Annotated in this window: 26 protein-coding genes; 21 read left to right on the forward strand and 5 right to left on the reverse strand. The window is 70.1% G+C overall.

What is annotated here, in order from left to right:
* Positions 1 to 103: 103 nt before the first annotated feature.
* The 7 genes from OG349_RS24020 (at position 104) to OG349_RS24050 (ending at position 8,080) form a co-directional block, all read left to right on the forward strand.
* Positions 104 to 913 carry a GntR family transcriptional regulator gene (locus OG349_RS24020; RefSeq protein WP_327236564.1) on the forward strand — a complete coding sequence of 270 codons (810 nt, stop codon included), beginning with the start codon at positions 104 to 106 and terminating at the stop codon, positions 911 to 913.
* Between the two features lie 131 nt (positions 914 to 1,044).
* Positions 1,045 to 2,724 (forward strand): APC family permease, encoded by a 1,680-nt coding sequence (locus tag OG349_RS24025; protein WP_327236565.1) that lies wholly within the window; start codon positions 1,045 to 1,047, stop codon positions 2,722 to 2,724.
* A gap of 118 nt (positions 2,725 to 2,842) precedes the next feature.
* A complete protein-coding gene (locus OG349_RS24030; RefSeq protein ID WP_327236566.1) occupies positions 2,843 to 4,966 on the forward strand; it encodes a PfkB family carbohydrate kinase in 2,124 nt (707 codons plus the stop codon).
* Positions 4,963 to 5,736: a nucleotidyltransferase family protein gene (locus OG349_RS24035; protein ID WP_327236567.1), complete on the forward strand. Its 774-nt coding sequence runs from the start codon at positions 4,963 to 4,965 to the stop codon at positions 5,734 to 5,736. Before OG349_RS24030 ends, OG349_RS24035 begins: the two co-directional genes overlap by 4 nt.
* On the forward strand, positions 5,723 to 6,685 hold the full coding sequence (locus OG349_RS24040; protein WP_327236568.1) for a metallophosphoesterase family protein: 963 nt from the start codon (positions 5,723 to 5,725) through the stop codon (positions 6,683 to 6,685). Before OG349_RS24035 ends, OG349_RS24040 begins: the two co-directional genes overlap by 14 nt.
* A complete protein-coding gene (locus tag OG349_RS24045; RefSeq protein WP_327236569.1) occupies positions 6,660 to 7,235 on the forward strand; it encodes an LOG family protein in 576 nt (191 codons plus the stop codon). Before OG349_RS24040 ends, OG349_RS24045 begins: the two co-directional genes overlap by 26 nt.
* A gap of 74 nt (positions 7,236 to 7,309) precedes the next feature.
* A complete protein-coding gene (locus OG349_RS24050; RefSeq protein ID WP_327236570.1) occupies positions 7,310 to 8,080 on the forward strand; it encodes a BtpA/SgcQ family protein in 771 nt (256 codons plus the stop codon).
* Positions 8,081 to 8,095: 15 nt separating this feature from the next.
* Here OG349_RS24050 and OG349_RS24055 read toward each other — a convergent pair whose 3' ends face one another.
* The gene (locus OG349_RS24055) at positions 8,096 to 8,506 is read right to left on the reverse strand and encodes an ATP-binding protein (protein ID WP_327236571.1); all 411 of its coding nucleotides are present in this window, start codon (positions 8,504 to 8,506) and stop codon (positions 8,096 to 8,098) included.
* 128 nt (positions 8,507 to 8,634) lie between these two features.
* Here OG349_RS24055 and OG349_RS24060 point away from each other — a divergent pair, with 128 nt between their 5' ends.
* The 8 genes from OG349_RS24060 (at position 8,635) to OG349_RS24095 (ending at position 13,896) form a co-directional block, all read left to right on the forward strand.
* On the forward strand, positions 8,635 to 9,459 hold the full coding sequence (locus OG349_RS24060) for a helix-turn-helix domain-containing protein (protein ID WP_327236572.1): 825 nt from the start codon (positions 8,635 to 8,637) through the stop codon (positions 9,457 to 9,459).
* Complete coding sequence (locus tag OG349_RS24065) at positions 9,446 to 9,643, forward strand: DUF397 domain-containing protein (protein WP_442806302.1); 198 nt, start codon at positions 9,446 to 9,448, stop codon at positions 9,641 to 9,643. The genes OG349_RS24060 and OG349_RS24065 overlap by 14 nt, the downstream gene beginning before the upstream one ends.
* Positions 9,644 to 9,683: 40 nt before the next feature.
* Positions 9,684 to 9,875, forward strand: coding sequence for a DUF397 domain-containing protein (locus OG349_RS24070; protein ID WP_327236574.1), 192 nt, complete (start codon positions 9,684 to 9,686; stop codon positions 9,873 to 9,875).
* Positions 9,876 to 9,919: 44 nt separating this feature from the next.
* Positions 9,920 to 10,756 (forward strand): S1 RNA-binding domain-containing protein, encoded by an 837-nt coding sequence (locus tag OG349_RS24075; RefSeq protein ID WP_327236575.1) that lies wholly within the window; start codon positions 9,920 to 9,922, stop codon positions 10,754 to 10,756.
* On the forward strand, positions 10,753 to 11,352 hold the full coding sequence (locus tag OG349_RS24080; protein WP_327236576.1) for a DUF4291 domain-containing protein: 600 nt from the start codon (positions 10,753 to 10,755) through the stop codon (positions 11,350 to 11,352). Before OG349_RS24075 ends, OG349_RS24080 begins: the two co-directional genes overlap by 4 nt.
* A gap of 230 nt (positions 11,353 to 11,582) precedes the next feature.
* On the forward strand, positions 11,583 to 12,449 hold the full coding sequence (locus tag OG349_RS24085; RefSeq protein ID WP_327236577.1) for an isocitrate lyase/PEP mutase family protein: 867 nt from the start codon (positions 11,583 to 11,585) through the stop codon (positions 12,447 to 12,449).
* 29 nt (positions 12,450 to 12,478) lie between these two features.
* A complete protein-coding gene (locus OG349_RS24090) occupies positions 12,479 to 12,829 on the forward strand; it encodes a hypothetical protein (RefSeq protein WP_327236578.1) in 351 nt (116 codons plus the stop codon).
* 11 nt (positions 12,830 to 12,840) lie between these two features.
* The gene (locus OG349_RS24095; RefSeq protein WP_327236579.1) at positions 12,841 to 13,896 is read left to right on the forward strand and encodes a bile acid:sodium symporter family protein; all 1,056 of its coding nucleotides are present in this window, start codon (positions 12,841 to 12,843) and stop codon (positions 13,894 to 13,896) included.
* 68 nt (positions 13,897 to 13,964) lie between these two features.
* On the opposite strand, the gene OG349_RS24100 is transcribed toward OG349_RS24095, so the two are convergent.
* The gene (locus OG349_RS24100; RefSeq protein ID WP_327236580.1) at positions 13,965 to 15,143 is read right to left on the reverse strand and encodes a S8 family peptidase; all 1,179 of its coding nucleotides are present in this window, start codon (positions 15,141 to 15,143) and stop codon (positions 13,965 to 13,967) included.
* A 386-nt stretch (positions 15,144 to 15,529) separates the two neighbouring features.
* Between OG349_RS24100 and OG349_RS24105 the strand changes: the two genes are divergently transcribed.
* Both OG349_RS24105 and OG349_RS24110 read left to right on the forward strand, forming a co-directional pair.
* A complete protein-coding gene (locus OG349_RS24105; RefSeq protein ID WP_327236581.1) occupies positions 15,530 to 18,169 on the forward strand; it encodes an alpha/beta fold hydrolase in 2,640 nt (879 codons plus the stop codon).
* Complete coding sequence (locus OG349_RS24110; RefSeq protein WP_327236582.1) at positions 18,166 to 19,098, forward strand: ABC transporter permease; 933 nt, start codon at positions 18,166 to 18,168, stop codon at positions 19,096 to 19,098. Before OG349_RS24105 ends, OG349_RS24110 begins: the two co-directional genes overlap by 4 nt.
* Positions 19,099 to 19,160: 62 nt before the next feature.
* Here OG349_RS24110 and OG349_RS24115 read toward each other — a convergent pair whose 3' ends face one another.
* A complete protein-coding gene (locus OG349_RS24115) occupies positions 19,161 to 19,853 on the reverse strand; it encodes a DNA-binding response regulator (protein ID WP_327236583.1) in 693 nt (230 codons plus the stop codon).
* Between the two features lie 359 nt (positions 19,854 to 20,212).
* Here OG349_RS24115 and OG349_RS24120 point away from each other — a divergent pair, with 359 nt between their 5' ends.
* The 4 genes from OG349_RS24120 to OG349_RS24135 all read left to right on the forward strand — a co-directional run bounded on the left by OG349_RS24120 (position 20,213) and on the right by OG349_RS24135 (position 23,001).
* Entirely contained in the window at positions 20,213 to 20,671 is a 459-nt protein-coding gene (locus tag OG349_RS24120; protein WP_327236584.1) for an anthrone oxygenase family protein, read from the forward strand.
* A 362-nt stretch (positions 20,672 to 21,033) separates the two neighbouring features.
* Positions 21,034 to 21,894, forward strand: coding sequence for a helix-turn-helix domain-containing protein (locus tag OG349_RS24125; protein ID WP_327236585.1), 861 nt, complete (start codon positions 21,034 to 21,036; stop codon positions 21,892 to 21,894).
* Entirely contained in the window at positions 21,894 to 22,130 is a 237-nt protein-coding gene (locus OG349_RS24130) for a DUF397 domain-containing protein (RefSeq protein WP_161308020.1), read from the forward strand. Before OG349_RS24125 ends, OG349_RS24130 begins: the two co-directional genes overlap by 1 nt.
* A gap of 43 nt (positions 22,131 to 22,173) precedes the next feature.
* Positions 22,174 to 23,001, forward strand: a complete 828-nt coding sequence (locus OG349_RS24135; protein WP_327236586.1) for an SAM-dependent methyltransferase — start codon at positions 22,174 to 22,176, stop codon at positions 22,999 to 23,001.
* On the opposite strand, the gene OG349_RS24140 is transcribed toward OG349_RS24135, so the two are convergent.
* Entirely contained in the window at positions 22,974 to 23,828 is an 855-nt protein-coding gene (locus tag OG349_RS24140; RefSeq protein WP_327236587.1) for a nucleotide triphosphate diphosphatase NUDT15, read from the reverse strand. The two genes, OG349_RS24135 and OG349_RS24140, sit on opposite strands and share 28 nt — an antisense overlap.
* Positions 23,825 to 24,742, reverse strand: a complete 918-nt coding sequence (locus OG349_RS24145) for an aminoglycoside phosphotransferase family protein (protein ID WP_327236588.1) — start codon at positions 24,740 to 24,742, stop codon at positions 23,825 to 23,827. The genes OG349_RS24140 and OG349_RS24145 overlap by 4 nt, the downstream gene beginning before the upstream one ends.
* Positions 24,743 to 24,954: the final 212 nt, after the last annotated feature.

A 24,954-nucleotide genomic window follows, 5' to 3' on the forward strand; every position in this document is an offset into this window, starting at 1 on the left:
AGGTCGGGGCGGTGGCGAGGGGCATCCCATGCGCGGCCCGGCCGCCAAAACCAGTTCGGTCGAGAGCGTTGACAGAAGTTTATAACTTTGTAGAGTTCCGGCCATGGAATCGCCAGTCACCATAGCGAGCGGGTTTCGGCCACTTGAGATCACTGTGGACCGGGACTCCCCGACGCCGCTGTACCACCAAGTCGCAGCGGCGATCAAAGAGCAGATCCACGACGGACGTCTCGCCGCCGGGGAGCGCATCCAGCAGGAGCGCGATCTCGCGAAGACGCTGGGCGTCAGTCTCGCCCCGGTGCGCCAGGCGATCCTGGCGCTGGTGGCCGAGGGCTACCTGGCACGTTCGCGTGGCCGGGGGACGTTCGTCTGCGAGCAGAAGGTCGACGAGCAGTTGTCGAGCCTTTCGAGCTTCTCGGACCTGCTGCGGGAGACCGGGCGGCCCTGGAGCCTCTCGGTGCTCGGCGCGTCGGTGGTCGAGGCGGAGGAGAACGTCACCGACGCGCTGGGCGGCCTGCCGAGGGGGATGCTGCACGTGCGCCGTCTCGCGACGCTGGACGGGGAGCCGATCGCTCTGCTGAACGCGTACCTGGACGCGGGGCGGTTCGGCGCGCTGGCCGGCACCGATCTGTCCGGTTCGCTCTATCAGCGTCTCTCCCAGGACTTCGGCGTCGAGATGGTGTCGGCCCGCAATCTCGTCGGTGCCGCGGAGCTGACCGCGCCGGACAGCGTCGTACTCGGACTGCCCCGGCGCTCGATGGTGCTGGAGGTCGTCGCCGTCACGGCGGACCAGAACGGCGTTCCCACCGAGTACTCGCGGGTGCTGTACCACCCCTCACGGTTCCGGTTCCAGATCGACAGCCATCGCCGCGACGACTCCGTCGTCCGGCTCATCGGGCCGGTCGAAGACTGATCAACGCGCGTCCCCAGCACCGCTCGCGCGCCCCCGTACCGCTTCTCGCGTCCCCCCCCGTCCCCCCGGTCCCCCCGTACCGCTCGCGCGTCCCCCGTACCGCTCTCGCGGTACGCCAGCAAGGAGGAGTTGTGGCGTCAACCAGAAAGACTCTGCCGACCAACGAGGCCGAGGCCGCCGCAGGAGTGTTCGTCCGTAAGTCCACCGGGCTGATCCGTGAGGTGTCGCTGTTCGACGCCGTCATCATGAACACGCTCGGCATGAACGTCGCCGTCGGCGCGGTCTTCCTGTTCCTTCAGGCACAGACCGCCTTCCCGCGCGGCAACATACTCACCGCGGTGATCCTGGGCACCATACTCATGGCCGTCACGCTGCTGTGGGTGTACGCGGAGTTCTCCGCAGCGATGCCCCGCTCCGGCGGTGACTACGTCTTCGTCAGCCGCACACTGCACCCGATCGTCGGTTTCCTGCTCTCCTGGAGCCAGGGGCTCTGGATGATCTTCTTCTGGATCGGCTTCAACGCCTGGTTCGCCCTCACCTTCGCGGTGCCCGTCGCCCTCACCACCATCAGCGTCGTCACCGGCCAGCAGGTCTGGGCCGACATGAGCAACGAACTGCTCTCCAAACAGGACTTCCTGGGCATCCACACCCAGTGGTGGGTCATCCTGCTGGGCGCGGTCATCACGGTCGGCTTCGGCGTCATGCTCGTCACGGGCGGCCAGGCGTACTGGCGGCTCCAGAAGGTGCTGTTCCTCGTCGCCGGTGTCGGTCTGCTGGTCTCGGTCGGTCTGCTGCTCCTGCGCGGCGGTCACATCCCGTCCGGCTGGGACAGCTTCGCCGACCGGTCCGGCGGTCTGAAGTTCGACCAGATCGAGTCCGCCGCCGCACAGGCCGGCTACCACGCGTCGGGCGGATTCAGCCTGTCGCAGACGCTGCTGATGCTTCCCTGGGTGTTCTTCGTGGTCGGCTACGCGCAGGGCTCGGCGCAGATCGGCGGCGAGATCAAGCGGGCCTCGCGCAGCCAGTACCTCGCGATGGTCGGCGGCGTGTTCGCCAACGGCGCGGTCCTGGCGTTCATCACCTGGCTGCTCACCTCGAACGTCTCGGCCAAGTGGCTCGGCAGCCTCGGCTACCTCGCGAACAACCAGCCCGACAAGCTCGGCCTGCCCGGTGGCCTGCCCCCCGGATTCAACTTCCTGGCCGCGCTGCTCACCCACAACATCTTCCTGCTGGCGCTGATGGGCATCGCGTTCGTCATCTGGGCCGTCATGGGTACGCCCCTGTCGGCGATGCAGGCCACGCGCTACATGCTGGCCTGGTCGCTCGACCGCACCGTGCCGCATCAACTGGGCGAGGTCAGCGAGCGGTTCCGCACTCCGGTCAAGGCGATCGCGTTCTGTACGGTCACCGGCATCCTGGCCCTGATACTGCTGACCAACGTCGCCAACGCCACACTCCTCGGCGCGCTGCTCGCCCAGATCGCGGCGTTCATCGTGGTGTCGATCGCCGGCATCGTCTTCCCCTGGCGGCTGCGGGACGTGTGGGAGTCGGCCGGCGGCAAGCGCGTCCTCGGAGTTCCGCTGATCACGCTCGCCGGCGCCGGTGGCGTCCTGGCCCTGGGCACCCTCCTGATGGCGTTCATCTTCAACGACTCCATCAACTCCACCTTCGGCGTCACCCGCGCCCTGTCGCTGTACTTCATGGTCGGCGTGGTCGTGTCCGGCGTGATCTGGTACTTCGCCGCGCTGCTGCTGAACCGCCGCAGGGGCGTCGACCTCGGCCTGGTGTTCCGTGAGATCCCCCCGGAGTGATGCCACGGAGTGATCCCCCGAAGTGATCCCCGGAGTGATCCCACGGGTGGGGTCCCGCCGAAGGGATCCCACCCGCACCACCCGGCCGAAGGAGGCACCCACCGTGGAGGAAGAAACAATGAACGAGCTGACCGAGACACCGAAAGTCGTCACACCGCAGGTCGTCATCGTCGGCAACCTGACCATCGATGACGTCGTCCTCCCGGACGGACGCACCAGCATGGCGAGTCCGGGCGGCAACGCGGTCTACAGCGCCGCCGGGGCGCGGCTGTGGCAGGTGCCGGTCGGTGTCGTCACCCGCCGGGGAGAGGACTTCCCCGCCGAACACCTCGCCCGGCTCGACGCGCTGGGCATCGACACCGCCGGGGTGGTCCCCATCCCCGGCCCGACCGTGCGCAGTTGGGTGCTCTACGGCGAGGACGGCTCGCGCGAGTGGGTGTACCGCACCCCCGCCGAGCGCTCCCGCGAGGTCGCCGTACGGCCTGGTGACCTGCCGGTCCGGTGGCTCACGGCCGACCCGGCGCCGGTCGTCCACATCGCCGCGATGCCGCTGCCGGCGTCGGCGGCGCTCGTGGACGCGGTCCGCGCACAGGCGCCGGGCGCCGTCATCACCCTCGACACCCATGAGGGGTGGGCGCACGAGCCGCGCGCGGACGTGCTGGCACTGGCGGCACGGGTGGATGTCTTCGTGCCGAGCCGCGAGGAGTTGGCGGACCTGGCCGGATACGACGACCCCGAACGGGCGGTGGCCGACCTGCGGACCCACGGAGTGCGCGACGTGGTGGTCAAGCTCGGCGCCGCCGGGGCGCTGGCCTGCCGCCTCGGCGAGGACCCGGTCCTCGTCCCCGCCCACCCGGTGGAAGCCGTCGACCCTACCGGCGCGGGCGACGCGTTCTGCGGTGGCCTGGCGGCCGGTCTGGGCGGGGGCGAGTCCCTGCTCGCCGCCGTCCGGCGGGGGTGCGCCTCCGCCAGTTTCGCGGTGACGTCGTTCGGCTCGATGACGCTGGCCGACACCGACCCGGCCGAGGCGGCGCGGCGTCTCGACCCGGCAGGGTCGGACCGCCGCCTCGACCACGGCGGTGATACGCCGGCCGAGGACGGGGATGCGTCGGCCGAGAACGGGGCCACAGCGGCCCAGGACCCGGAGCCGTACGAGATCTCCGTCATGATGGACGAGATCGACACCGTGCCCGAGGTGATCGAGGACCACCTGCGCGACGCGGACGGCGCCGTCCAGGCCATCGCGGACCTGCTGGTGGAACACGGCATCGAGCACCTGTACCTCACCGGCTGCGGCGATTCGGCCTTCGCCGGATCCGCCACCGCGCTCGCCTTCGCCAAGCACGCCGGGGTGGCCGCCGAGGGCGTGCACGCCCTGGACCTGGCCCGTTATCGCGTACGGTATCTGCCGCCCCGGTCGGCCGTCCTCGGCGTCTCGTTCTCGGGCAAGGTCGGGCGTACGACAGAGGCCCTGGTGCAGGCCGAACGCTTCGGCCACCTCACTATCGCGCTCACCAACAACCCCGAGGGCGCGCTCGCCCGCGCGGCCCAGCACCTGCTGCCGATCGACGTGCCGACGCTCGGCTTCTCGCCGGGCACCAGCACGTACCTGGGCATGGTCACCACCCTGCTGGACCTCGCCCTCCGCTGGGGTACGGCGCGCGGCCGGGACACCTCGGCGGCGCGCGCGGTGCTGGAGACCGGCCCGGAACTCGCCCGCTCGACGCTGAAGGCCAACGCCGAGCCGGCCAGACAGGTCGCGCTGATGCTGCGCGACCAGCCCTGGGTGACCTTCCTCGGCGCCGGACCGAACGAAGCCGGCGCGCGGTTCGGTGCCGCGAAGCTCTTCGAGGGACCGCAGATCATGGGTGTCTCGACGAACACGGAGGAGTGGGCGCACGAGGAGTACTTCGTCACCACCCCCGGCACACCGGTCGTGCTGGTCGCCCCCGACGGCGCGGGCTACGACCGGGCCGAAGAGATCATCGCCGAGATCGACTTCATCGGCGGCCGTCCGATCCTGGTCTCCGACCGGGAGCCCGCCCATCCCGCGCACCTGCTGCCCCTCGCGCCGGGCCTGCCCGAGGAGTTCACCCCGCTGCTGGCCGCGCTGCCGCTGAGCCTGATCGGCTTCCACCTGGCCGACACGCTGGGCAAGCGCAGCTACAACTTCGGTTCCGAGGAGGTCAAGGCCGAACACTACGACACCATTCACCGCGCCACGATCGGAGAACCGGCATGACCGACGTACCCGAATCCGACATCGAAGCCGAGGCGGTACGGCTGATCGACGGCCTCGCGGAACGCGGCTGCGTCGCCCGCCTGCTCGGCGGCCTGGCCATCGCCGAGCACCGTCACACCGCGATGCCCGAAAGCCTCTCCCGCTCCTACGGCGACATCGACCTCGTCATCCCTCCCCACCGGTCCGCCCCGTTCCGTACGGCGATGGAGGAACTGGGCTACACGCCGAACAAGCGGTTCAACAACCTGCGCGGCGACAAGCGGATGCTCTTCTACGACGAGCCCAACGACCGCCAGATCGACGTGTTCGTCGGCCGCTTCGACATGTGCCACGGTGTGGCGCTCGCCGACCGGCTCGACACCGGTGACCGCACGCTCTTCCCGTCCGATCTGCTGCTCACCAAACTCCAGGTGGTGCAGATCAACCGCAAGGACCTGATCGACGCCGTGACGCTGCTGCTCACCCACGACGTGGTCGACGGCTCCGACGGGGTCGACGCCATCGAGCTGGGCCGTCTGATCCGGATCACCTCGGGGGACTGGGGCTGGTACACGACACTCACCGACAACCTGGACCGGATCCCGGACGTGGCCCGTGAACTGCTCGAACCGGTCCTCGCCGACCGCGTCGCCGAACGGGTCCTCCGGCTGCGCGGCGGGCTCGAAGCCGCCCCGAAGTCCCTGAAGTGGAAGACCCGTTCGAAGATCGGACGACGGGTCTCCTGGTACGAACTCCCCGAGGAAGTAGGGCAGACCATTGTCACGCGCTAAGGACACCAAACTCTTCTTCGCCACCGACATCCACGGGTCGGAGCGCTGTTTCCGCAAGTTCCTCAACGCCGGGAAGTTCTACGGCGCCGAGATCCTGCTGATGGGCGGCGACATCACCGGCAAGATGCTGGTCCCTGTGGTGGAGGCGGGCCAGGGCCGCTACGAGAGCTTCCTGTTCGGCCGCCGCCGCGAGGTCGAGGCCGGGGAACTGCCCGCCCTGCGCAAGCAGATAGCGGACGCCGGCTACTACGTCTACGAGACGACCCCGGACGAGATCGCCACGTTCCGCGACCGGCCCGAGCTGGTGGACGCCAAGTTCCGGGAGGTCATGCACGCCACCCTGCGGTCCTGGCTGGAGCTGGCCGAGGAGCGGCTCGACGGCACCGGCATCACCTGCCTGCTCGCCCCCGGCAACGACGACCCGTTCTTCGTGGACGAGTTGCTCGGCACCTCCGCGCGGGTGATCAACCCCGACCGGACCATGGTCGAGCTGGAGCAGGGCTACACCCTGGTCAGCGTCGGCTACTCCAATCCGACCCCCTGGGACTCGCCCCGCGAGCTGCCCGAGGACAAGCTGCGCCAGCTGATCGACCACCAGGCGGCGGCCGTGCCGGACATGTCGCGGTGCATCTTCAATCTCCACGTCCCGCCGAAGGACACCATGATCGACCAGGCCATGGCGCTGGACGAGGAGTTCCGCCCGGTCATGAAGTCGGGCAGCCCGGTGATCACCGGAGTCGGCTCCTCCGCGGTCCGGGAGGCCTTGGAGGAGTACGAGCCGCTGCTCGGACTGCACGGCCACATCCACGAATCGCGCGGCGAGGCCCGCTTCGGACGTACCCGCTCCATCAACCCCGGCAGCGAGTACTCCGAGGGCGTGCTGCGTGGCGCGCTCATCACCCTGTCGGAGAAGAAGGGCGTCCGTGGCTACCAACTCGTCTCCGGATAGCGGGTTTTCCGTCGGTGTCCTGGGCTCGGCACGGCTGACCGGTGACGACCCCCGGTGCGCGACGGCCCGGGAGGTCGGGGCCCAGGTGGCCGGGCAGGGGTGGACGCTGCTCACCGGTGGCTACGGCGGCCTGATGGCCGAGGTCTCGCGCGGCGCGGCCGACGCGGGCGGGCGGGTCGTCGGTCTTCCGATGCGGGGCTGGACCGACCTCGTACCGAACCGGTGGACCACCGAACACCGCTGGTCCGACGGCTATCCCGAGCGTCTCGGCCATCTGCTGGGCTGCGACGCGATCGTCGCCCTCGACGGTGGCATCGGGACGCTCGCGGAAACCACCGTGGTGTGGTCCGCCCTCCAGACCGAGCCCGCGGCTCCCCCCGTGGTCGCGGTCGGCCCCGCCTGGCGCGCGTTGCTGGCGGCGATCGCCGAGAACCTGATCGTCGGGCCCGAGGACCTGGCCCACGTCACGGTGGTGGACCATCCGTCCGAGGTGGTCGCCGCGATCCGGGCGGGGCGCGCCGCGCGGCGCGCCGTACAGCCCCGAGGGTGATTTTTTCTGTACGGCTCCGAGGCTCACCCGGCACGTAACAGAACCGCCCTTCTTCTCACCGAGAGGACAGACCCATGACCGAGACACCCGCCTTCCGGCTGGTGGGGATGGTCCATCTCCCCCCGCTGCCCGGCATCCCCAACTACCGGGGGACACCGCTGTCGGAGATCATCGACCAGGCCGTCGCCGACGCGGTCACCCTCACCGACGCCGGTTTTACCCATCTCATGATCCAGAACGCCTGCGACGTACCCGCCCAGACGACGGTCGCCCCTTCCACCATCGCGATCATGACGCGCGTCGCCACCGAGGTGAGCGCCGCGAGCCCGCTGCCGCTGGGCGTCAACGTCGCGCACAACGACGGTCCCGGCGCCCTCGCCGTCGCCTACGCCGTGGGGGCGCCGTTCATCCGGGTGAAGCTGCTCACCGGCGCGGCGGTGGGCCCGGACGGGATCATGGCCGGCTGCGGCCTGGCCACAGCCGAGCTACGGGCCCGGCTCGGCGCCGACGTCCGGATCTGGGCCGACGTGAACGAGGCGACGAGCCTGCCGCTGGCCAGGGGCGCCGACGACGTGTGGGCCGCTGTGGAGGCCGTCAAGTTCGGCGCCGCCGACGTTCTTGTCGTCACCAAGGACTCCGGAGTGCCCGACGCGCTGGACGCCATCGCCCGTATCCGGGAAGCGCTGCCGGACACGCCGCTGGTCGTGGGCGGCCGGGTCGGCCCCGCCGGTATCGCGGCGACCCGGGCGGGGGCCGACGGGGCGATCATCGGGGGCGCGCTCAAGAAGGACGGCGGACACTTCACGCGCGTGGACGCGACGCTGGCGAGGGGGTTCGCCGTGTGATCCGCGTTGGTTGGCTCAACTCTCCGGCGGGGGCGCGAGTTCGGCCCACACGAGCTTCCCCGGCCCGAGCCGGTCACTGACGCCCCAAGCGTCCGCCAGCGCGGCAACCAGCACGAGCCCGCGCCCGCCGATGGCATCAAGATCTTCCGTCCGCTGCTCGGGCTTGTCGGAGGAAGCGTCGTGCACCTCGATCCGCAGACCCCCTGGCGTGCCGAAGAACCGGGTCTCGATCTCCCGCCCCGGCGAAACCCGCGCGTGCCGCGCGGCGTTGGTGAGCAGCTCGGAGAGAACGAGCACGGCGGAGTCCTCCAAGGCGGACAGCCCCCACCCGACCAGAGCCTTCCGCAATTCCAGCCGCGCCAGCCCCACACATCGCGGATGCCGACTCCACCGCATGACGACGGTGCCGTTCGGGTCGAGAGCCATCTGGCCGCCACCTCCAAGTCCAAGTCCGTTGCTGAATGTGATGATTCGCTCACAGCCTGGAGCTTGACTCGCTACGCTTCTAGGTGATTTCGCCTGACAGCACGCGTTTCAAGTGAGGAGCTGGTCCCATGCCGGAGGCACGGAAGTCGCGGACGCTCAGGGAGAAGTACGGCGAAGAACTGAGACTGCGCCGCCTGGCGGCGGGCCTGACGCAGGAGGCGCTGAGCGAGGTGGTGGTGTGCTCGCCCACGCTGATCAGCCACTTCGAGGCGGGCCGCCGCTTACCCAACCCGGAGGACGCGAGGCGCCTGGACCAGGCGCTGGGGACGGACGGGTATTTCCTGCGGTGGCTGGGCGACCTGGACCCGAAGTTCGTTGATTACTTCGCAGCGGTGGCGGAGCTGGAGCGCCATGCCGCGGAGATCCGCCAGTACGGACACTCGCTGATCCCGGGCCTCCTCCAGACGGAGGCGTACGCGCGTGCGCTGTTCCGTGCGTACCGCCCCAATCACCGACCCGAGGAGGTTGACGAGAGTGTTGTCACCCGCATGACCCGTGCCCGGCTCCTTGACAGCCCGTCAGGTCCGGTGGCCTGGACGCTGTTGGATGAGGCGGCGATCCGGCGGCAAGTCGGCGGTCCACGTGTGATGGCTGAACAGCTCCGCAAGATTGCGGACATGGGGGAGCGCGGACGCGTGCGGCTGCACATCCTGCCTTTCAAGGCGGGAGAACATGCCCTGTTGGGCGGCATGCTGTACTTGATGAGCTTCGATGACGCTCCGCCGGTCGCCTACGCCGAGGGGCTCATGTCCGGAAACCTGATTGACGACCCGGCCCTGGTCAGTCAGTGTCAGGCTTCCTACGATCTGGCCCTGGGCGATGCGTTGTCGCACAAAGAGTCCCTCACTCTCATCAGAAACGCAGCAGAGGAGCATGAACATGATCAGCAGTGAGCGGTGGCGGAAGTCCAGCTACAGCGGTGGGGAAAGCCCGCAGGGCGAGTGCTTGGAAGTGGCCGACGGATACGCGCACGTCCCTGTCCGCGATTCCAAGAACCCCCAAGGCCCCGCACTTGCCTTCGCGGCTCCGGCCTGGACCTCCTTTATCGCCGCCCTCAAGGGCGGTGACCTGTCGTAGTCGCTCGCCCTGCCCAGGGCCGTAGCAAAGGAATACGAACATGATCGACAGTGAGCACTGGCGCAAGTCCAGCTTCAGCGGCGGCGGCAATGGCAACTGCCTGGAAGTCGCGGACGGATACGCGCACGTTCCCGTCCGCGACTCCAAGAACCCCCACGGCCCCGCACTCGCCTTTCCCGCCCCGGCGTGGGCCTCTTTCGTCGGGGCGCTCAAGGGTGAGGAACTGTCCTAGCCCGACCACGCCATCACCGGGCCGCCCATGAGACGGTGGACGGCATGGGGGCGGCGTCAGGGGATCGGGCTACGCGGGACTTTCTGGCTGAGATCCGCGTCGGTGACCTCTGTAGTGGGACCGTCGCAGAGATCACGCGGTCGGACGGGCTGGCGGTGGTCCTGGACGGATTCGCCGCGCGCCCGCTGGGGAGCGTCCGGCCGGCGGACATCTCCTGGCGCTGGAACGCGGCTACGGCCGTGACGGTCGGCCGGCGGATCACCGCTGCGGTGACAGCCGTTGACCTGGACCGGGGTCGGGTCCGGCTGGCGATGACCGCCACCGAGAACCCGGAACTCTGGGCGTTCCTGACCTCACGTCAGCGCGGTGAGATCCTTACCGGCACCGTCGCCGCGATCGAGCGCTTCGGCGTGTTCGTGTCGCTGGACGACGGCCCCGACCACCCCGTCTTCCCCGGCGTCGGCTTCATCACGATCCCCGAACTGTCCTGGCGGCGCGTGGAAGCCGTATCGGACGTCGTTCGGGTCGGACAGCAAGTCTCCTGTGAATTCCTCCAGTTCGACGACTGGAACGGAGAGGCGAGGCTGTCCTTGAAAGCGATGCGGCCGGATCCCTTCGCGGCGTTCGCCGAAGCGACCCCGGTGGGCCGCAGGCTGCACGGGCAGGTCACCAAGGTCGTCCCGTTCGGCGTCTTCGTCCGGGTCGCCGACGGCATCGAGGGACTGGTCCATCTTCGGGATCTCCCCCGGTCGCTCGCGGGAACGAGGGAGCAGGCCTTTCAGGCTGGTGAGGACGTCACGGTCGTCGTCACCGAAATCGACCGGCCACGGCGCAGGTTGACCCTGCGCGATGCGTTGCCGCACAAGGACGGGGACCTGTGACCGCGACACCGACGCGCCAGATCCGCGCGCTGCACACCGCTGAGACGATCACCGTGTACCAGGCGTATCCGCCGGCCATCGGACTGCCCGCCGCGCGGGACGGGCGGTTTCCCGACGTGTGGAAGCGGGACCGGATGACATGGATCAAGCCCTCGTTCCTCTGGATGATGTACCGCTGCGGGTGGGGGCTCAAGGAGGGGCAGGAGACCGTTCTCGCCGTCGAGATCTCGCGGGACGGGTTCGACTGGGCGTTGCGGCACGCGTGTCTGTCGCACTACACCCGGGGCGTGCACGCCGATCAGGCCTCCTGGAAGCGGGAGTTGAAGCGGGCGCCCGCTCGCGTGCAGTGGGACCCGGAGCGGGATCTGCGGCTCACCGCGCTGCCGTACCGCTCGCTCCAGCTCGGGCTCTCGGGGGACGCGGCCCGGAAGTACGCGGACGAGTGGACCGTGGCCGTCACGGACGTGACCCCGCTGGCCCACCGCGTGCACGAACACGTGCGCGCGGGCGAACTGGACTCCGCCGCCTCGCTGTTGCCGGCGGAGACCCCGTACCCGTACGAGAGATCCGTCGCCACGGAGCTTCTTTTGTCGTGACGGCGCATCGCGGATAATATTCTTCACGCCCCATTCCGCGTGGCAGAGAAACGAAACTTCCGTAGCGGTTCGTAGTGTCGTCGGAAATTCTGAGATATGGCTCTGACCTGCTTCGTCTCTTCAAACGGGTGCTGCATTCGCGTTTGGTTTTACTATTCCTTGAGTCTCTGGAACATTTGAGATCAGAACGTCGGCCGACCCGCGGCCGAGTTCTTTACCGAGGAGTGCGCATGCAGTACGGAACCGATTTACGAGCCGCCGTCCAAGCGCCGGGCACCACGCCCCTCATCGGCATCTACGACATGTATTCGGCCTCCATCGCGGCCCAGCACTACGACGGATTCTTCGTCTCCGGATTCGGGTTCGCCGCCTCGCACTACGGGCTGCCCGACATCGGATTCATCGCCTGGCCCGACATGGTGGAGTTCACCGAGCGGCTGCGCCTGGCCTTCCCCACGCATCACCTGCTCGTTGACATCGACGACGGTTACGTGGACCCCGAAGTGGCCTGCCACGTGGTGCAACGCCTGGAGCGGGCCGGGGCGTCGGGGGTCATCCTGGAGGACCAGAAGAGACCCCGGAGGTGCGGACACGCGGACGGCAAGCAGATCCTGCCGCTGGAGGAGTACCTGGAGAAGCTCGATCTGGTGTTGCAGAGCAGGCGGGACCTGCTGGTCGTCGCGCGTACCGACGCCACCGAGGAATCCGAGATCATCCGCCGCGCCGCCGCACTCGCCGAGACGGACGCGGATGTTGTCCTGGTCGACGGCGTACGCAGCATCGAATGGATCAGCCGCATTCGCGAGGTCGTCGGCTCGAAACCTCTCCTGTTCAACCAGATCGCGGGAGGGAAGTCACCCCGCCTTTCGCTGACCGAACTCACGGATCTCCACGTCGACGTGGCCATTTACAGCACCCCGTGCCTTTTCGCCGCGCACAGCGCGATCGACAGCGCGCTGCTCGAACTGAAAGCGGCCGACGGGCGACTGCCCGCCATGGCGCACACCGGCGCCGTCGGGGTCAAGGCGGCCACGGAACTGCTGGAGAAGAACATCAGCAGGCACCACGAACACCGCGCACCGGTCCCCGCCCAGTGAATCAATTACGTTCCACCGGGCTTCTCGTCGTGGCGGCCGCGAGCCTGCTGTACGGCGGCGCGGTCGCCGCGCACGCCACGGACGACACGATGCCCCCTCCCGTCGCGCATGCCCTCGACGACGGCGATGACGACGATGACGAGTCGGAGGACCGGGCGCGCCCCGGCCAGACCATCGGGCTGCTGGTGGTCGACAACTCGTCCCGGGACTCGGTCCTGGAGATCGACCGGACCTTCAACACCCTGCTCCACAGCAAGGGCACGGCGGGCAGCGACCACGACGGGGGCGGCGGCGCCATCGACGTGGAGGCCCGTGAGGTGTCAGGACCCGACGCCGTCGCGGTCGGGCATCCGCCCTGGCAGGGCGAGGGCAGTGAGTGAGAGTGAGTGAGATGGAGACGACGCCCGTGGCCCCACCCCCGCGCCCCTCCTGGAAGCGACGCGTGCCCAGGGCGGTCGACCCGTACGTCGTGGCACTCCTCGGTACGGTCGGGCTGGCGGTGCTCCTGCCCGCGACCGGCCGGGGCGCCACGCTCGCCGAGGGCACGGCGGACATCGCCATCGCCCTGCTGTTCTTCCTCTACGGAGCCAGGCTCTCCACCCGCGAGGTGGTGGACGGTCTGCGGCAGTGGAAGCTCCACCTCACGGTCGGCGCGAGCACCTTCGTGCTCTTTCCTCTCCTGGGGTTGGCCGCGGGATTCCTCGTCCCCCACCTGCTCACCGAGCGGCTCTACATCGGTCTGCTCTTCCTCTGTGTGGTCCCCTCGACCATCCAGTCGTCGATCACGCTGACCTCCACGGCGCGCGGCAACGTCCCGGCCGCCGTCTGCGCCGGCACGTACTCCAGTCTGTTCGGGATGATCGCCACCCCGCTGCTGGCCGCCTGGCTGGTCGGCTCGGAGGTCGGGTTCTCGCACCACGGGCTGCTGTCCATCGGCAGCCAGCTCCTCCTGCCCTTCCTGGCAGGCCAGTTGGTACGCCGCTGGATCGGCGCGTTCATCGCGCGCCACAAGAAGTCGCTCGGCCTCCTGGACCGGGGAGTGATCCTCCTTGTGGTCTACACAGCTTTCAGCAGGGGCATGGCGCAAGGGATCTGGCACCAGGTGACCCCTGGCCGGCTGATCGCGCTGTTCTGTCTGACCGGACTCCTCTTGGCGGTGGCGCTCGCCACCACGTCCTTCGCCGCACGCCGTCTCGGGTTCAGCCGGGAGGACCGCGTCACCGTCGTGTTCTGCGGCTCCAACAAGAGCCTGGCGACGGGACTGCCCATGGCGGCGGTGCTGTTCGGGGGATCGGCCGGGCTCGTGATCCTGCCGCTGATGCTCTACCACCAACTCCAGCTCGCGGTCTGCTCGGTGATCGCGAACCGCTGGTCCCGCGCGTACGAACCGTCGCCCGTCACCGTGACCGCCGCTACCGGTCTCCGCGCGCCGGGATCGGTCGCCTGACCAGGACCGCGGAGTGCCCGATGGACGGGCACTCCGCGGCGAGGTGTCAGTACTCAGGCGGAACGGGCTCAGAACAGCGAGTACAGCAGCTTGTTCGGGGAGCCCGTGCCCGGGTTGATGACCTTGTTGTTCGTCGCGCCGGCCACCAGCGCGTCCCTGACCTGCTGCGGGGTCGCCGTCGGGTGCGTCGCCAGGTACAGCGCGCCCACCCCGGCGGTGTGCGGGGTGGCCATCGACGTGCCGGAGATCGTGTTCGTGGCGGTGTCGCTGGTCCGCCAGGCCGACGTGATGCTCACGCCCGGCGCGAACAGGTCCAGGCACGTACCGAAGTTCGAGAACGACGCCCGCCGGTCGGTGCTGTCCGTCGCGCCCACGGTGATCGCCTCCGCGACCCGGGCCGGCGAGTAGTTGCACGCGTTCTGCGGGGTGCCGACCGCGTTGCCGTTGCCCGCGGCGATGGCGTACGTGATGCCGCTGGCGATCGACCTCCGCACCGCGTTGTCGAGGACGGTGTCCGCGCCGCCGCCCAGGCTCATGTTGGCGATGGCGGGCTTGACGGCGTTGGCCGTCACCCAGTCGATGCCGGCGGCGACCCCGGCCGTCGTACCGGACCCCTGGCAGTTCAGGACCCGTACGGCGATGAGCTTGACGCCCTTCGCGACCCCGTACGTACCACCGCCGACCGTACCCGCGACGTGTGTGCCGTGGCCCTGGCAGTCCTGGCCGTTCTGACCGCCGCCGACGGTGTCCGTACCGACCGACGCCCGGCCGCCGAACTCGGCGTGCGAAGTGCGGATCCCGGTGTCGATGATGTACGCGTTCACGTTCGACGCCGTCGTGTTGTACGTGTACGACGCCGACAGCGGCAGGTCACGCTGGTCGACGCGGTCGAGGCCCCAGGTCGGGTTCGCCTGCGTGGCGTTGAGGCGGACGGTCGCGTTCTGCTCGACGTACGACACCCGGGGGTCGGCGGCCAGCTTCCGCGCGGCGGCCGTGGACATCGTCGTGGAGAAGCCCTTGAGGGCGGTGCGGTAGACGTGCTGCGGGGTGGCGCCCAGATCGGCGGCGCTGGTGGAACCGTCCTTGAGGATGACGATCCAGCTGTTCTCGACGGCCGTACCGGCGGCGGCGAGACGAACCTCGCCGGTGGGCGCGCTCTGCGCGGTGGGGGCCGCGGCGAACTGGAGCCCGGCGGCGAGGGCGATCACGGGGATCAGCGCGCCGAGGCGGCGGACAGAAGATGCCATTGTCGTGCACCTGACCTTTCGTTGTCCGGATTGCGGGCAAGTACGGGGTGCGGGGTGCGGTACGCACGCGGTGCGCGGTGCGTGGCGTGCGAGGTGGGGATGGGCGTCAGCGTCTCGTGTGGCCTGGGGGCGCACAAGACGCCAATATCGGCCGCTGTTTGCGCGCCACTGTGCGCGGCGCGAGTTACTGATGTCCTCAATCGCCGGACGGGCTTATTTTGGCCGCGCGCCGGACGGGCTTGATTTCGCCGCGCGCCGGCCCCCGGAGGAGAGCGCGGACTACCACGGCTGGTGTACGGCGGCCGGTCCGCGTACTACCGGAGGATGCCGCCCGGTTCAGCCCGGTGTCAGCGTCGTACGGCCCAGGGCCCGCTTAGGGTTCAGATATGGAGACCCCACCCCCACGCCGCGGGCCCCGGCCGCGTGCACGATGGCTCGCGGGCGCGGCCGCCGCTCTGGTGCTGGTCGGCGCCGGCACCTGGACCGCCGTCGCGTCCGACGACGCGCCCACCGTGCGCCGGCAGGACCGGACGATGGACATGCCCGGCGCCACGATCGACACCTCGTACTTCACCTCCGGCACCGGGCGCAGGCCCGCCGTGCTGATCGGGCACGGCTTCGGCGGCAGCAAGGACGACGTACGGGCCCAGGCGGAGAAACTCGCCCGGGACGGGTACGCCGTGCTGACCTGGTCCGCGCGCGGCTTCGGGAAGTCCACCGGCAAGATCGGGCTCAACGACCCCGACCGCGAGGTCAAGGACGTGTCCCGGATGATCGACTGGCTTGCCAAGCGGCCGGAGGTGGAACTCGACAAGGCGGGCGATCCACGGGTCGGGATCACCGGACAGTCGTACGGCGGAGCGGTCTCGCTGCTCGCCGCCGGCTACGACAAGCGGGTCGACGCGATCGCCCCTCAGATCACCTACTGGAACCTCGCCGACGCCCTCTTCCCCGACGGGGTCTTCAAAAAGCTCTGGGCCGGGATCTTCTTCTCCGTCGGCGGCGGGGGCTGCGCCACCTACGAGAAGCAGCTGTGTGACATGTACCAGCGGGTCGCGGTCTCCGGCACCCCGGACGCCGCCGCCCGCACGATGCTGGAGCAGCGCAGCCCCTCCGCCGTCGGCGACCGCATCGACGTGCCCGCGCTGATCGTCCAGGGACAGAGCGACTCGCTCTTCCCCCTCGGCCAGGCCGACGCGATGGCGAAGGCGATCAGCGCCAACGGCGCACCTGTCGACGTCGACTGGAAGCAGGGCGGCCACGACGGCGGCGACCCGGAGACCGGACGGGTGGAGAGCCGGATCACGTCGTGGTTCGACCGCTACCTCAAGGACGACAAGAACGCCGACACCGGACCCGCCTTCCGCGTCAGCCGGACCGGCGGCGTCGACTCCACCGACGGCCAGGCCCTGTTGCGCGGCGCGAACGGCGCACGCTACCCGGGCCTGGGGAGCGGCGGCACCGACGTGCCGCTGAGCGGCGGCACCAAGACCTTCGCCAACCCGCCCGGCGCCAGCCCGCCCGCCATCTCCGCCGTCCCCGGTCTCGGCGGCGGACTCTCCCAGCTGTCGTCGCTCGGGGTCGGGCTCTCCCTCGACTTCCCCGGGCAGTACGCGAGCTTCGACTCCCGGCCGCTCGCCGAGGCGCTGCGGATCACCGGCTCCCCGACCGTCCGGGTCACCGTCACCTCCGACACAGGCGACGCCGTGCTCTTCGGCAAGGTGTACGACGTCGGCCCCGACGGCAGACAGCAGGTCCTGCCCTCCCAACTCGTCGCACCGGTCAAGGTCGAGGGCGCCCGGCAGGGCAAGGCCGTCGAACTGACCATGCCCGCCGTCGACCACGAGGTGGACGCCGGTCACCGGCTCCGGGTCGTCCTCGCCGCCACCGACCTCGGCTACGCCTCCCCGGTCGTCCCCGCCACCTACCGGGTCTCCGTGGACAGCCCGCTGACCGTCCCGACCGTGCCCGGCCTCACCACCGCGGCGACCACGCTGCCCTGGTGGGTCTGGGGACTCCCGGCCATCGGCGTACTGATCGCCGCCGCCCTCCTGCTCACCGCCAGGCGCCGCACCCACGCGCCCGCGCCCGACCCGGCGCTCGCCCAGGTGCCCCTCCAGATCACCGGCCTGACCAAGCGCTACGCCAGGTCCGCCGACCGCTATGCCGTCCGTGATCTCTCCTTCCAGGTCGAAAAGGGGCAGGTGCTCGGTCTGCTGGGCCCGAACGGCGCCGGCAAGACCACCACCCTGCGCATGCTGATGGGACTCATCGCCCCGGACGCCGGTGAGATCCGGGTGTTCGGCCACGCGATCCGGCCGGGCGCCCCGGTGCTCTCGCGGGTCGGCTCGTTCGTCGAGGGCGCGGGCTTCCTGCCGCACCTGTCGGGCCGGGCCAACCTGGAGCTGTACTGGCAGGCGACCGGCCGCCCCGGCGAGGACTCACACATCGAGGAGGCCTTGAAGATCGCCGGACTCGGGGACGCGCTCGCCCGTGCCGTACGCACCTACTCGCAGGGCATGCGGCAGCGGCTCGCCATCGCGCAGGCCATGCTCGGTATGCCGGACCTCCTGATCCTGGACGAGCCGACCAACGGTCTCGACCCGCCCCAGATCCGGGAGATGAGGGACGTGATGATCAGGTACGCGGCGGGCGGCAGGACGGTCATCGTCTCCAGCCACCTCCTCTCCGAGGTCGAACAGTCCTGCACGCATCTGGTGGTCATGCACCAGGGCCGGCTGATCCAGGCCGGTCCGGTCGCGGAGATCACCGGCTCCGGCGACACCCTCCTCGTCACCACCGCCGAGCCCGTGTCCGAACCCGTCCTGGAGAAGATCGCCGCCCTGGCGGGGGTCGGCTCCACCGTCCGGACGGACGACGGACTGCTGGTCGCCCTCGGCGGGACGCTGTCGACGGGCGCGCTCATCACCGAACTGGTCCGGCTCGACGTGCCGCTGACGGGCGTCGGACCGCACCGCCGCCTGGAGGACGCGTTCCTCACCCTGATCTCAGGAGGCTCCGCATGAGCGCGCTGACCGAACCGGCCGCGGGAGCCGCCGGGCCTGGCGGGCCTGTCAGTCCTGTGGGGGAGCCGGCCACCGAATCGGCCCCCGGCTACCGGTCCCGCCACACGCTGCCGCTGCGCGTCGAAGCGCTGCGCCAGCTCAAGCGGCGGCGCACCCTGGTGATGGGTGCCATCCTCGGCCTCCTTCCGTTTGTCCTGATCATCGCGTTCGCCATCGGGGGCACCCCCGGCGGCGACAGCGACGGGGACGGCGGCGGCCGGCTGAACCTGATGGACACAGCGACCGCCTCCGGCGCCAACTTCGCCGCCACCTGTCTCTTCGTCTCGGCGGGCTTCCTGCTCGTGGTGCCCGTCGCGCTCTTCCACGGCGACACCGTCGCCTCCGAGGCCAGCTGGTCCTCGTTGCGCTATCTCCTCGCCGCGCCCGTGCCCCGGGCCCGGCTGCTCTGGAGCAAGCTCGTGGTCGCGCTGACGATGAGCGCGGCGGCGATGGCGCTGCTCCCGCTGGTCGGCCTGGCGGCGGGCACGGTGGCCTACGGGTGGGGGCCGTTGGAGCTGCCGGCCGGTGGCTCCCTGGCAGCCGGTGACACCGTGCCGAGGCTGGCGCTGGTGGTCGCGTTCATCTTCGTCTCCCAACTGGTCACGGCCGCGCTCGCCTTCTGGCTGTCGACGAAGACCGACGCCCCCCTGGGTGCGGTCGGCGGCGCGGTGGGGCTCACGATCATCGGCAACGTGCTGGACGCCGTGACCGCGCTCGGGTCCTGGCGGGACTTCCTGCCCGCCCACTGGCAGTTCGCCTGGGCCGACGCGCTCCAGCCGCAACTGGAGTGGGGCGGCATGCTCAAGGGCACGGCGATCTCGGTGACGTACGCCGTGGTGCTGTTCGCCCTGGCCTTCCGCGGCTTCTCCCGCAAGGACGTCGTGTCGTAGGACGCGGTCCGGACTCAGCCACGACATCGGTTCCGGCCGCGACATCAGATCCACCCACCCCATCAGATCCACCCCCGACGAGCCGCTTCCGCGCCCGCCCGGAAGCGGCTCGTCGTGCCGAGGGCGGTGAGCAGGTCGCACACCCGCCTGCTGTACGTACGGCCCGACATGCCCAGCCGGGTTGCCGCCGCCTCGTCCGTGAGGCCCGCCAGGAGGGCCTCCAGCACCGGCCGTAACGACTCGGGCAGCACACCCGGGGCCGACACCGAGAGCGGGTCGGTGGGCAGTTCCTCACCGGTCTCCCACCACAGCTGGTGCGTACGGACCAGGGCCTGGACGATCACGGGGTCACGGATCAGCAGCACGCCGTTGTAGTGCAGTTGGAGATCGAGGGGGACGGCGGCCACCGCGCGGTCCACCAGGATCATCTTGAACGGGATGGAGTCCGTCTGTCTGGCCCGCCCCGGCAGCGGCCACGGCGTCGGCAACGGCAGCCCCGCCAGGCCCTGCCTCGGCACGATCCGCCGCACGGTGATCGCGGGAGCCCGCGCCGGCGCGCGGCCCCCGGACCTGCCTCCGGCCCTTCCGCCGGGCCCGCCGCCCTGCGGGAGCCGCTCGCCCGCCGCCCGTACGCAGGAGTCGGCGAAATCGAGGAACTGCTCGGGAATCCCCTGCCCCAGACAGCTCCCCGGATCGTCGAAGATCAGGAACTCCCGGCGGGCCGACCGCACCAACGCCGTGAGCGTGGCCGTCACTTCCCGTATCCCCCGGACCGGCCGGCCCGGCGTCCGGAGCGGGTCCATCCCTGCGGACATGCCTGCCACGCCCATCACGCCCGTCGTGCCCGTCTGCGTGATGCTCCTTGTCACTATCCCCTTCGACTGCGCCAGCGACAGCGCGGACCGATTGAGAACCGCACCTGAGACCTCCGCCACGGCTGACCACCCCCGCATCCCCTCGGAGCCGTACGCCACTCCATGTACGCACATGATTGCGCTCCGTGACAAGTGCCAGTTCAGAGAGTGGCGACTCCATGCCAGTGGCATGCCCGCGTCTTCGAAAAGTGCTCAAGAACCGTGCCGGCGCGACCGTTTCCTGCGCCATGATGTCCGTCATGGCCACCTTGCTGCTCGCGCTCTCCGCGATATCCACCGGTCTGTTCGCGGGCTACTTCCTGATCTTCCAGACCGGCATCATGCCCGCCCTGGGCACGCTGACGGACGAGCAGTTCGTCCCCGCCATGCGCCGGGTCAACCAGTACGTGCCGCGCCCGGTCTTCCTGCTGACCTTCTTCGCCATCGTGGGCTTCCCGTCGGCGGCGCTGGCCGTCCCCGTCGACGGCCGCTCGGACACACAGAAGTGGCTGCTGGTGGCCGGACTGGTGTGCGCGGTGATCAATCACCTGGTGACCATCGGCGGCAACGTACCGCTCAACAACCAGCTGGAGTCGTCCCCGTCGCCGGTCCGTGCGGCGCGCCTCGCCTTCGAGGGGCGCTGGAACGCGTTCCACCGCGTCCGCACGCTGTTCTCCGTGGCCGCTTTCGTCCTCGTGGTCAGCGCGACGCTCTCCTGAGCCCTGGCGGCGCCCCCGGAGTACTCCCCGTACGTCCCGCGTATCCCGTACTCCCCGTACAGCAGAGTCCGCTGACCGGCCCCCCGTGGCGTCGGTCAGCGGACTCCGATGGTCACGCCGAGGCGCGGTCCATGGGGAGGGTGACCCGGGCGGTATGACCCGCCGTCACCGGGCGGGCAGCCGAACGGAGTCGGGGACGGGTGAGTCGATCCGTGGTCCGCGTCACGCGCTCACTATGCGGGCTGAGACTATCCACTCGCAACTGATCGCTCTGATAATTTCAGAATGCGCCCGACCACACTGGTTCGAGCCCGGCCCACCTGCCAGAATCGGCCCAATGAGTCGGCGTCAGGAGGCGGCACGTGAGTGACTCCCGTACGGGAACCGCTCCCACGGTCCTGCGTATGCTTCTCGGTAAGCGACTCGGTGCTCTGCGTGAGAAAGCCCGGGTGTCCCGCGAGGCGGCGGCCGAAATCCTGGACGTGACCCCACTCACCGTCCGGCGGATGGAAAATTCCGAAGTGGGCCTCAAACTCCCCTATGTCCGACTGCTCCTGGCGGCGTACGGAGTGGTGGCGGCGGAGGCCGAGGAATTTGTCGAGCTGGTCAAGGCGGCCAACAAGCCCGGGTGGTGGCACCGTTACCGCGACGCCCTGCCCAGCTGGTTCAGCGCCTACGTCAGCCTGGAGGACGAGGCCCGCCTGATCAGGACGTACGAACCGCACTACGTCCCCGGGCTGTTGCAGACGGAGGAGTATGCCCGCGCCGTGCTGAGCGCCGGTGTGCACCGCAATCCCACCGAGCTGGAACGGCGCGTGGCACTGCGGGCCAAACGCCAGCAGTTGCTCACCAAAGCCGACGCGCCGATTCTCTGGATCCTCATGGAGGAGGCGGTGTTGCGCAGGCCCGTCGGGGGAGTGGACGTCATGCGCGGGCAGATCGACCGGCTGATCGAGTTGGCGTCCCGGCCGAATGTGACGCTCCAGATCATGCCGTTCTCGATCGGTCCGCATCTCGGCGCGTTCGGGCCGTTCCATCTCTTCCGGTTCGATCTCCCCGATCTGCCGGACATCGTCTACACCGAGAATCTCACCGGCGCGGTCTATATGGACCAGCGCCCCGACGTCGCCGCCTATCTGGAAGTCCTGGACAACATGGCGGTCCGGGCCTCCGGCGTGGACGGAACAAGAGACTTTCTCCAAGGAATACGCAAGGAGTTCTGATGATGCGGGACATATTCAACGGCATGCCGGCCGACTCACTGGGGGACGAGGGTTGGGAGCGGCCCTGGAGCGGTCCCAACGGGGGCAGTTGCGTGGAGGCCAAGCGGGTGGACGGCGGGCGCGTCGCGGTCCGTCAGTCCTCGGACCCCACGGGTCCCGCCCTGATCTGCACCGTCGCCGCCATGGCGGGTTTTGTCGAAGGGGCGAAGAACGGCCTCGCCGACTTCCTGCTCTGAGCCGGCCTCCCGGCCCGGGCCGCCCGAGAAACGGATGGATCGCATGACGGACCCCGACCCGCCCCCGGTCGACACCTTCGACGACCTCGACACCACACGCCCGCATGCCGCGCGCATGTACGACTACTTCCTCCGGGGCAAGGACTACTACGAGGTCGACCGGAAGGCCGCGGCGCGGGTGGAAGCGATCGCCCCCGGCGCCAGGACGGCCGCCGCGACCAACCGGCGGTTCATGCACCGGGCGACCCGCTGGCTGGCGGGGGAGGCGGGCGTCCGGCAGTTCCTGGACATCGGTACGGGCATCCCCACCAGCCCCAACCTCCATCAGGTCGCCCAGGAGACCGCCCCGGACGCGCGCGTCGTCTACGTCGACAACGACCCGGTCGTGCTGCGGCACGCCGAGGCCCTGATGCACAGCACCCCCGAGGGCCGTACCGCCTTCGTGCACGCCGACTTCCGGGATCCGCGGAGCATCATCGAGTCGCCGCGGCTGCGCGACACGCTCGACCTGACCCGCCCGGTCGCGCTGTCGCTCAACGCGCTGCTGCACTTCGTCCCCGACGACGAACGGCCGTACGACTCCGTACGGTTCCTGCTCGACGCGCTGCCCTCCGGCAGCTACCTCGGCCTCTCCCACTGCACCCCGGACTTCGATCCGGAGATGTGGGTGAAGATCCTCGGCGTCTACCACGGCAGCGGAATCCCCGGCCAGGTGCGCTCGCGCGACGAGATCCTGCGTTTCTTCGACGGCCTCGACCTGGTCGAGCCGGGGGTGGAGGTCCCGCACCGCTGGCGTCCGGAGGGCGAGCTTCCGGAGGGCACCACCGACGGTGCGGTCTCCCTCTACGCGGGGTTGGCCCGCAAGCCCTGATCCCGCTGGACGGCTCTGCGCGGCCGGGTGCCTTGTCCTGGCTCTCCGCCGCGCTCGCCGGCGAGGGCGAGGGCCAGGCGGTGGACCGGTGGGTGGTCCACGTCGAGTTCCGGCCGCCAGGTGGTGAGGATCTGTGCGGACGGTACGAAGAGCGGGCTGGGCAGCTCGTCCGTCCGCACCCACCGCCACTCGGCGATCAACTCCGGCTCCGCCGCGAAGGGGACACCCTCGTACGCGGTGACGACGGCCGCCATGGTGACGCGCGTGAGGCCCGCGGTCTCGTCGTGGAGCATCGCGAACACGGTCACGTCCTGTTCCCGGGCGCGGAGTCCGGTCTCCTCGCGCAGTTCGCGTACGGCGGCGGTGGCGACGGCCTCGCCGGGCTCCAGCCTGCCGCCCGGCAGCTCCCACGTCCCGCCGTGGTGCAGGCCGAGGAGGATACGGCCGGACCGGTTCCGCACGATCACGCCGACACCGATCATGGCGTGCGCCCGGGGCGGCGCCGCGGCGCGCGGCCGGCTGGTGACGCGCGGGCGCGGGGGCGCGAGGCGCCGGCGTGCGCGGATCAGTCGGCAGAGAACCGGAGTTCCCCGGTCCAGGACGCTGACCGGGACGATCTCGTCGACGATGAAGCCGGCCTCGACCAGGAGGTCCTCCCACAACTCCTGGGTGAGATCCCCGGTCCGTACGGTCAGCTCCAGCCGCCCGCCCGGAGGGATCTCGGCGGCGAGGCGGGGGAGGAGCCGGCCCGGGTCGACGGGGTCGAGAGGTCCGCCGACCGTCTCGACCACACGCGTCTCGACCGCGAATACTTCCTGATCACTCATACGAAAAGCCCCCGCTCCAGCCGCTCCAGCGTGCGCGTTCCCCGCTCGGTCACCTCGTGATCGCCGTGCGCCGGCCCGTACGCCAGACCGCTCACCGCGTCGAGCGCGGCCAGACACGTCAGCGCCTGGCGTTCGGCGTCGGTGAGGGTGCGTCCGTACCCGTGGAAAAACGCGTCACGCAGGTCGGGGCGGTCCTGCCAGGGCCCGCAGGCCAGCCGTACGAAGTCCTGTACGGCGGGCGCGTACCGGGACCGCTCGAAGTCGATCACGGCCAGCCGGCCCGACCCCGCCCCGGTACCTGCCCCTGCCCCCGTCCACAGGGCGTTCCGCTCCTGCGCGTCGCCGTGGATGTGGGCCGGTACGAGCCGGTCCGTCAGCTGGAGGAGATGCTCGGCCGCGCGCCGTACGAGCGCCCTCCGGTGGTCGGTCAGCAGGGCCCCGGCCCGTACGAGATGCTTCTCGACCCCCGTGGTCGCCGCGTGCTCCGCCGCCTCCTCCGCCGCCCTGCGGCCCGCGCCCGGCATCCTGTCGCTGCCGTGCAGCCGCCGCAGGAGGGCCCCGAACTGCCGGTGTGCCGACCGGTGCGCGGTGGCGGTGAGGGTGAGCAGGGAGAGCGGGGTGCCCGGTACGGCGGTCAGGAGCAGCGCCAGATTGCGGGCGTCGCTGGCCACGAGCCGGGGCGCCCCGCCGAAGCCGAGCGCGGGCACGGCCGACTGGTACCCGAACGTCTCGCGCTCGTAGAACTTCGGGGTCGGCGACTGCTTGACGAAGAAGCGCCGGCCCTGGGCGTCGGCGATGTCCCACACCCGCGAGTCCGCGCGGGGGTGCGACGCGTCGTGTACGGCTCCGAGGGGGCCGACGGAGCGTTCCGCCCACGCCCGCAGGGGCGGCGGAAGTGTCTTGGTGTGGCTCATGCACCCCTCCTCGGTGAGGGTCGAGATGCCAGGGCCGCCGGCGCCGCGCGGCGGGCGGGAGCGTCAACCCGGCGTGGCTCGGCGAGGGGCGCCGTACCGCCGTTCTCGAACGCGGGATGTCCGGTGACAGGGCAGGCGGGGGCAGGGACAGGTCGCATGATTCCTCCGGAAGGGCGCGGGGTGATGAGCCGGCGCCCGGACAACGGCCCTGA

Source organism: Streptomyces sp. NBC_01317, from assembly GCF_035961655.1.
Lineage (GTDB): Bacteria > Actinomycetota > Actinomycetes > Streptomycetales > Streptomycetaceae > Streptomyces.

Bases quoted from the DNA above. Each gene is read 5' to 3' on its own strand.
- OG349_RS24030 (WP_327236566.1), top strand. From the start codon at position 2,843: ATGAACGAGCTGACCGAGACACCGAAAGTCGTCACACCGCAGGTCGTC.
- OG349_RS24140 (WP_327236587.1), bottom strand. From the start codon at position 23,828: ATGAGTGATCAGGAAGTATTCGCGGTCGAGACGCGTGTGGTCGAGACG.
- OG349_RS24065 (WP_442806302.1), top strand. From the start codon at position 9,446: ATGATCAGCAGTGAGCGGTGGCGGAAGTCCAGCTACAGCGGTGGGGAA.
- OG349_RS24020 (WP_327236564.1), top strand. From the start codon at position 104: ATGGAATCGCCAGTCACCATAGCGAGCGGGTTTCGGCCACTTGAGATC.
- OG349_RS24070 (WP_327236574.1), top strand. From the start codon at position 9,684: ATGATCGACAGTGAGCACTGGCGCAAGTCCAGCTTCAGCGGCGGCGGC.
- OG349_RS24120 (WP_327236584.1), top strand. From the start codon at position 20,213: ATGGCCACCTTGCTGCTCGCGCTCTCCGCGATATCCACCGGTCTGTTC.
- OG349_RS24055 (WP_327236571.1), bottom strand. From the start codon at position 8,506: ATGGCTCTCGACCCGAACGGCACCGTCGTCATGCGGTGGAGTCGGCAT.
- OG349_RS24100 (WP_327236580.1), bottom strand. From the start codon at position 15,143: ATGGCATCTTCTGTCCGCCGCCTCGGCGCGCTGATCCCCGTGATCGCC.
- OG349_RS24035 (WP_327236567.1), top strand. From the start codon at position 4,963: ATGACCGACGTACCCGAATCCGACATCGAAGCCGAGGCGGTACGGCTG.
- OG349_RS24095 (WP_327236579.1), top strand. From the start codon at position 12,841: ATGGAGACGACGCCCGTGGCCCCACCCCCGCGCCCCTCCTGGAAGCGA.
- OG349_RS24050 (WP_327236570.1), top strand. From the start codon at position 7,310: ATGACCGAGACACCCGCCTTCCGGCTGGTGGGGATGGTCCATCTCCCC.
- OG349_RS24085 (WP_327236577.1), top strand. From the start codon at position 11,583: ATGCAGTACGGAACCGATTTACGAGCCGCCGTCCAAGCGCCGGGCACC.
- OG349_RS24105 (WP_327236581.1), top strand. From the start codon at position 15,530: ATGGAGACCCCACCCCCACGCCGCGGGCCCCGGCCGCGTGCACGATGG.
- OG349_RS24130 (WP_161308020.1), top strand. From the start codon at position 21,894: ATGATGCGGGACATATTCAACGGCATGCCGGCCGACTCACTGGGGGAC.
- OG349_RS24145 (WP_327236588.1), bottom strand. From the start codon at position 24,742: ATGAGCCACACCAAGACACTTCCGCCGCCCCTGCGGGCGTGGGCGGAA.
- OG349_RS24110 (WP_327236582.1), top strand. From the start codon at position 18,166: ATGAGCGCGCTGACCGAACCGGCCGCGGGAGCCGCCGGGCCTGGCGGG.
- OG349_RS24135 (WP_327236586.1), top strand. From the start codon at position 22,174: ATGACGGACCCCGACCCGCCCCCGGTCGACACCTTCGACGACCTCGAC.
- OG349_RS24075 (WP_327236575.1), top strand. From the start codon at position 9,920: ATGGGGGCGGCGTCAGGGGATCGGGCTACGCGGGACTTTCTGGCTGAG.
- OG349_RS24060 (WP_327236572.1), top strand. From the start codon at position 8,635: ATGCCGGAGGCACGGAAGTCGCGGACGCTCAGGGAGAAGTACGGCGAA.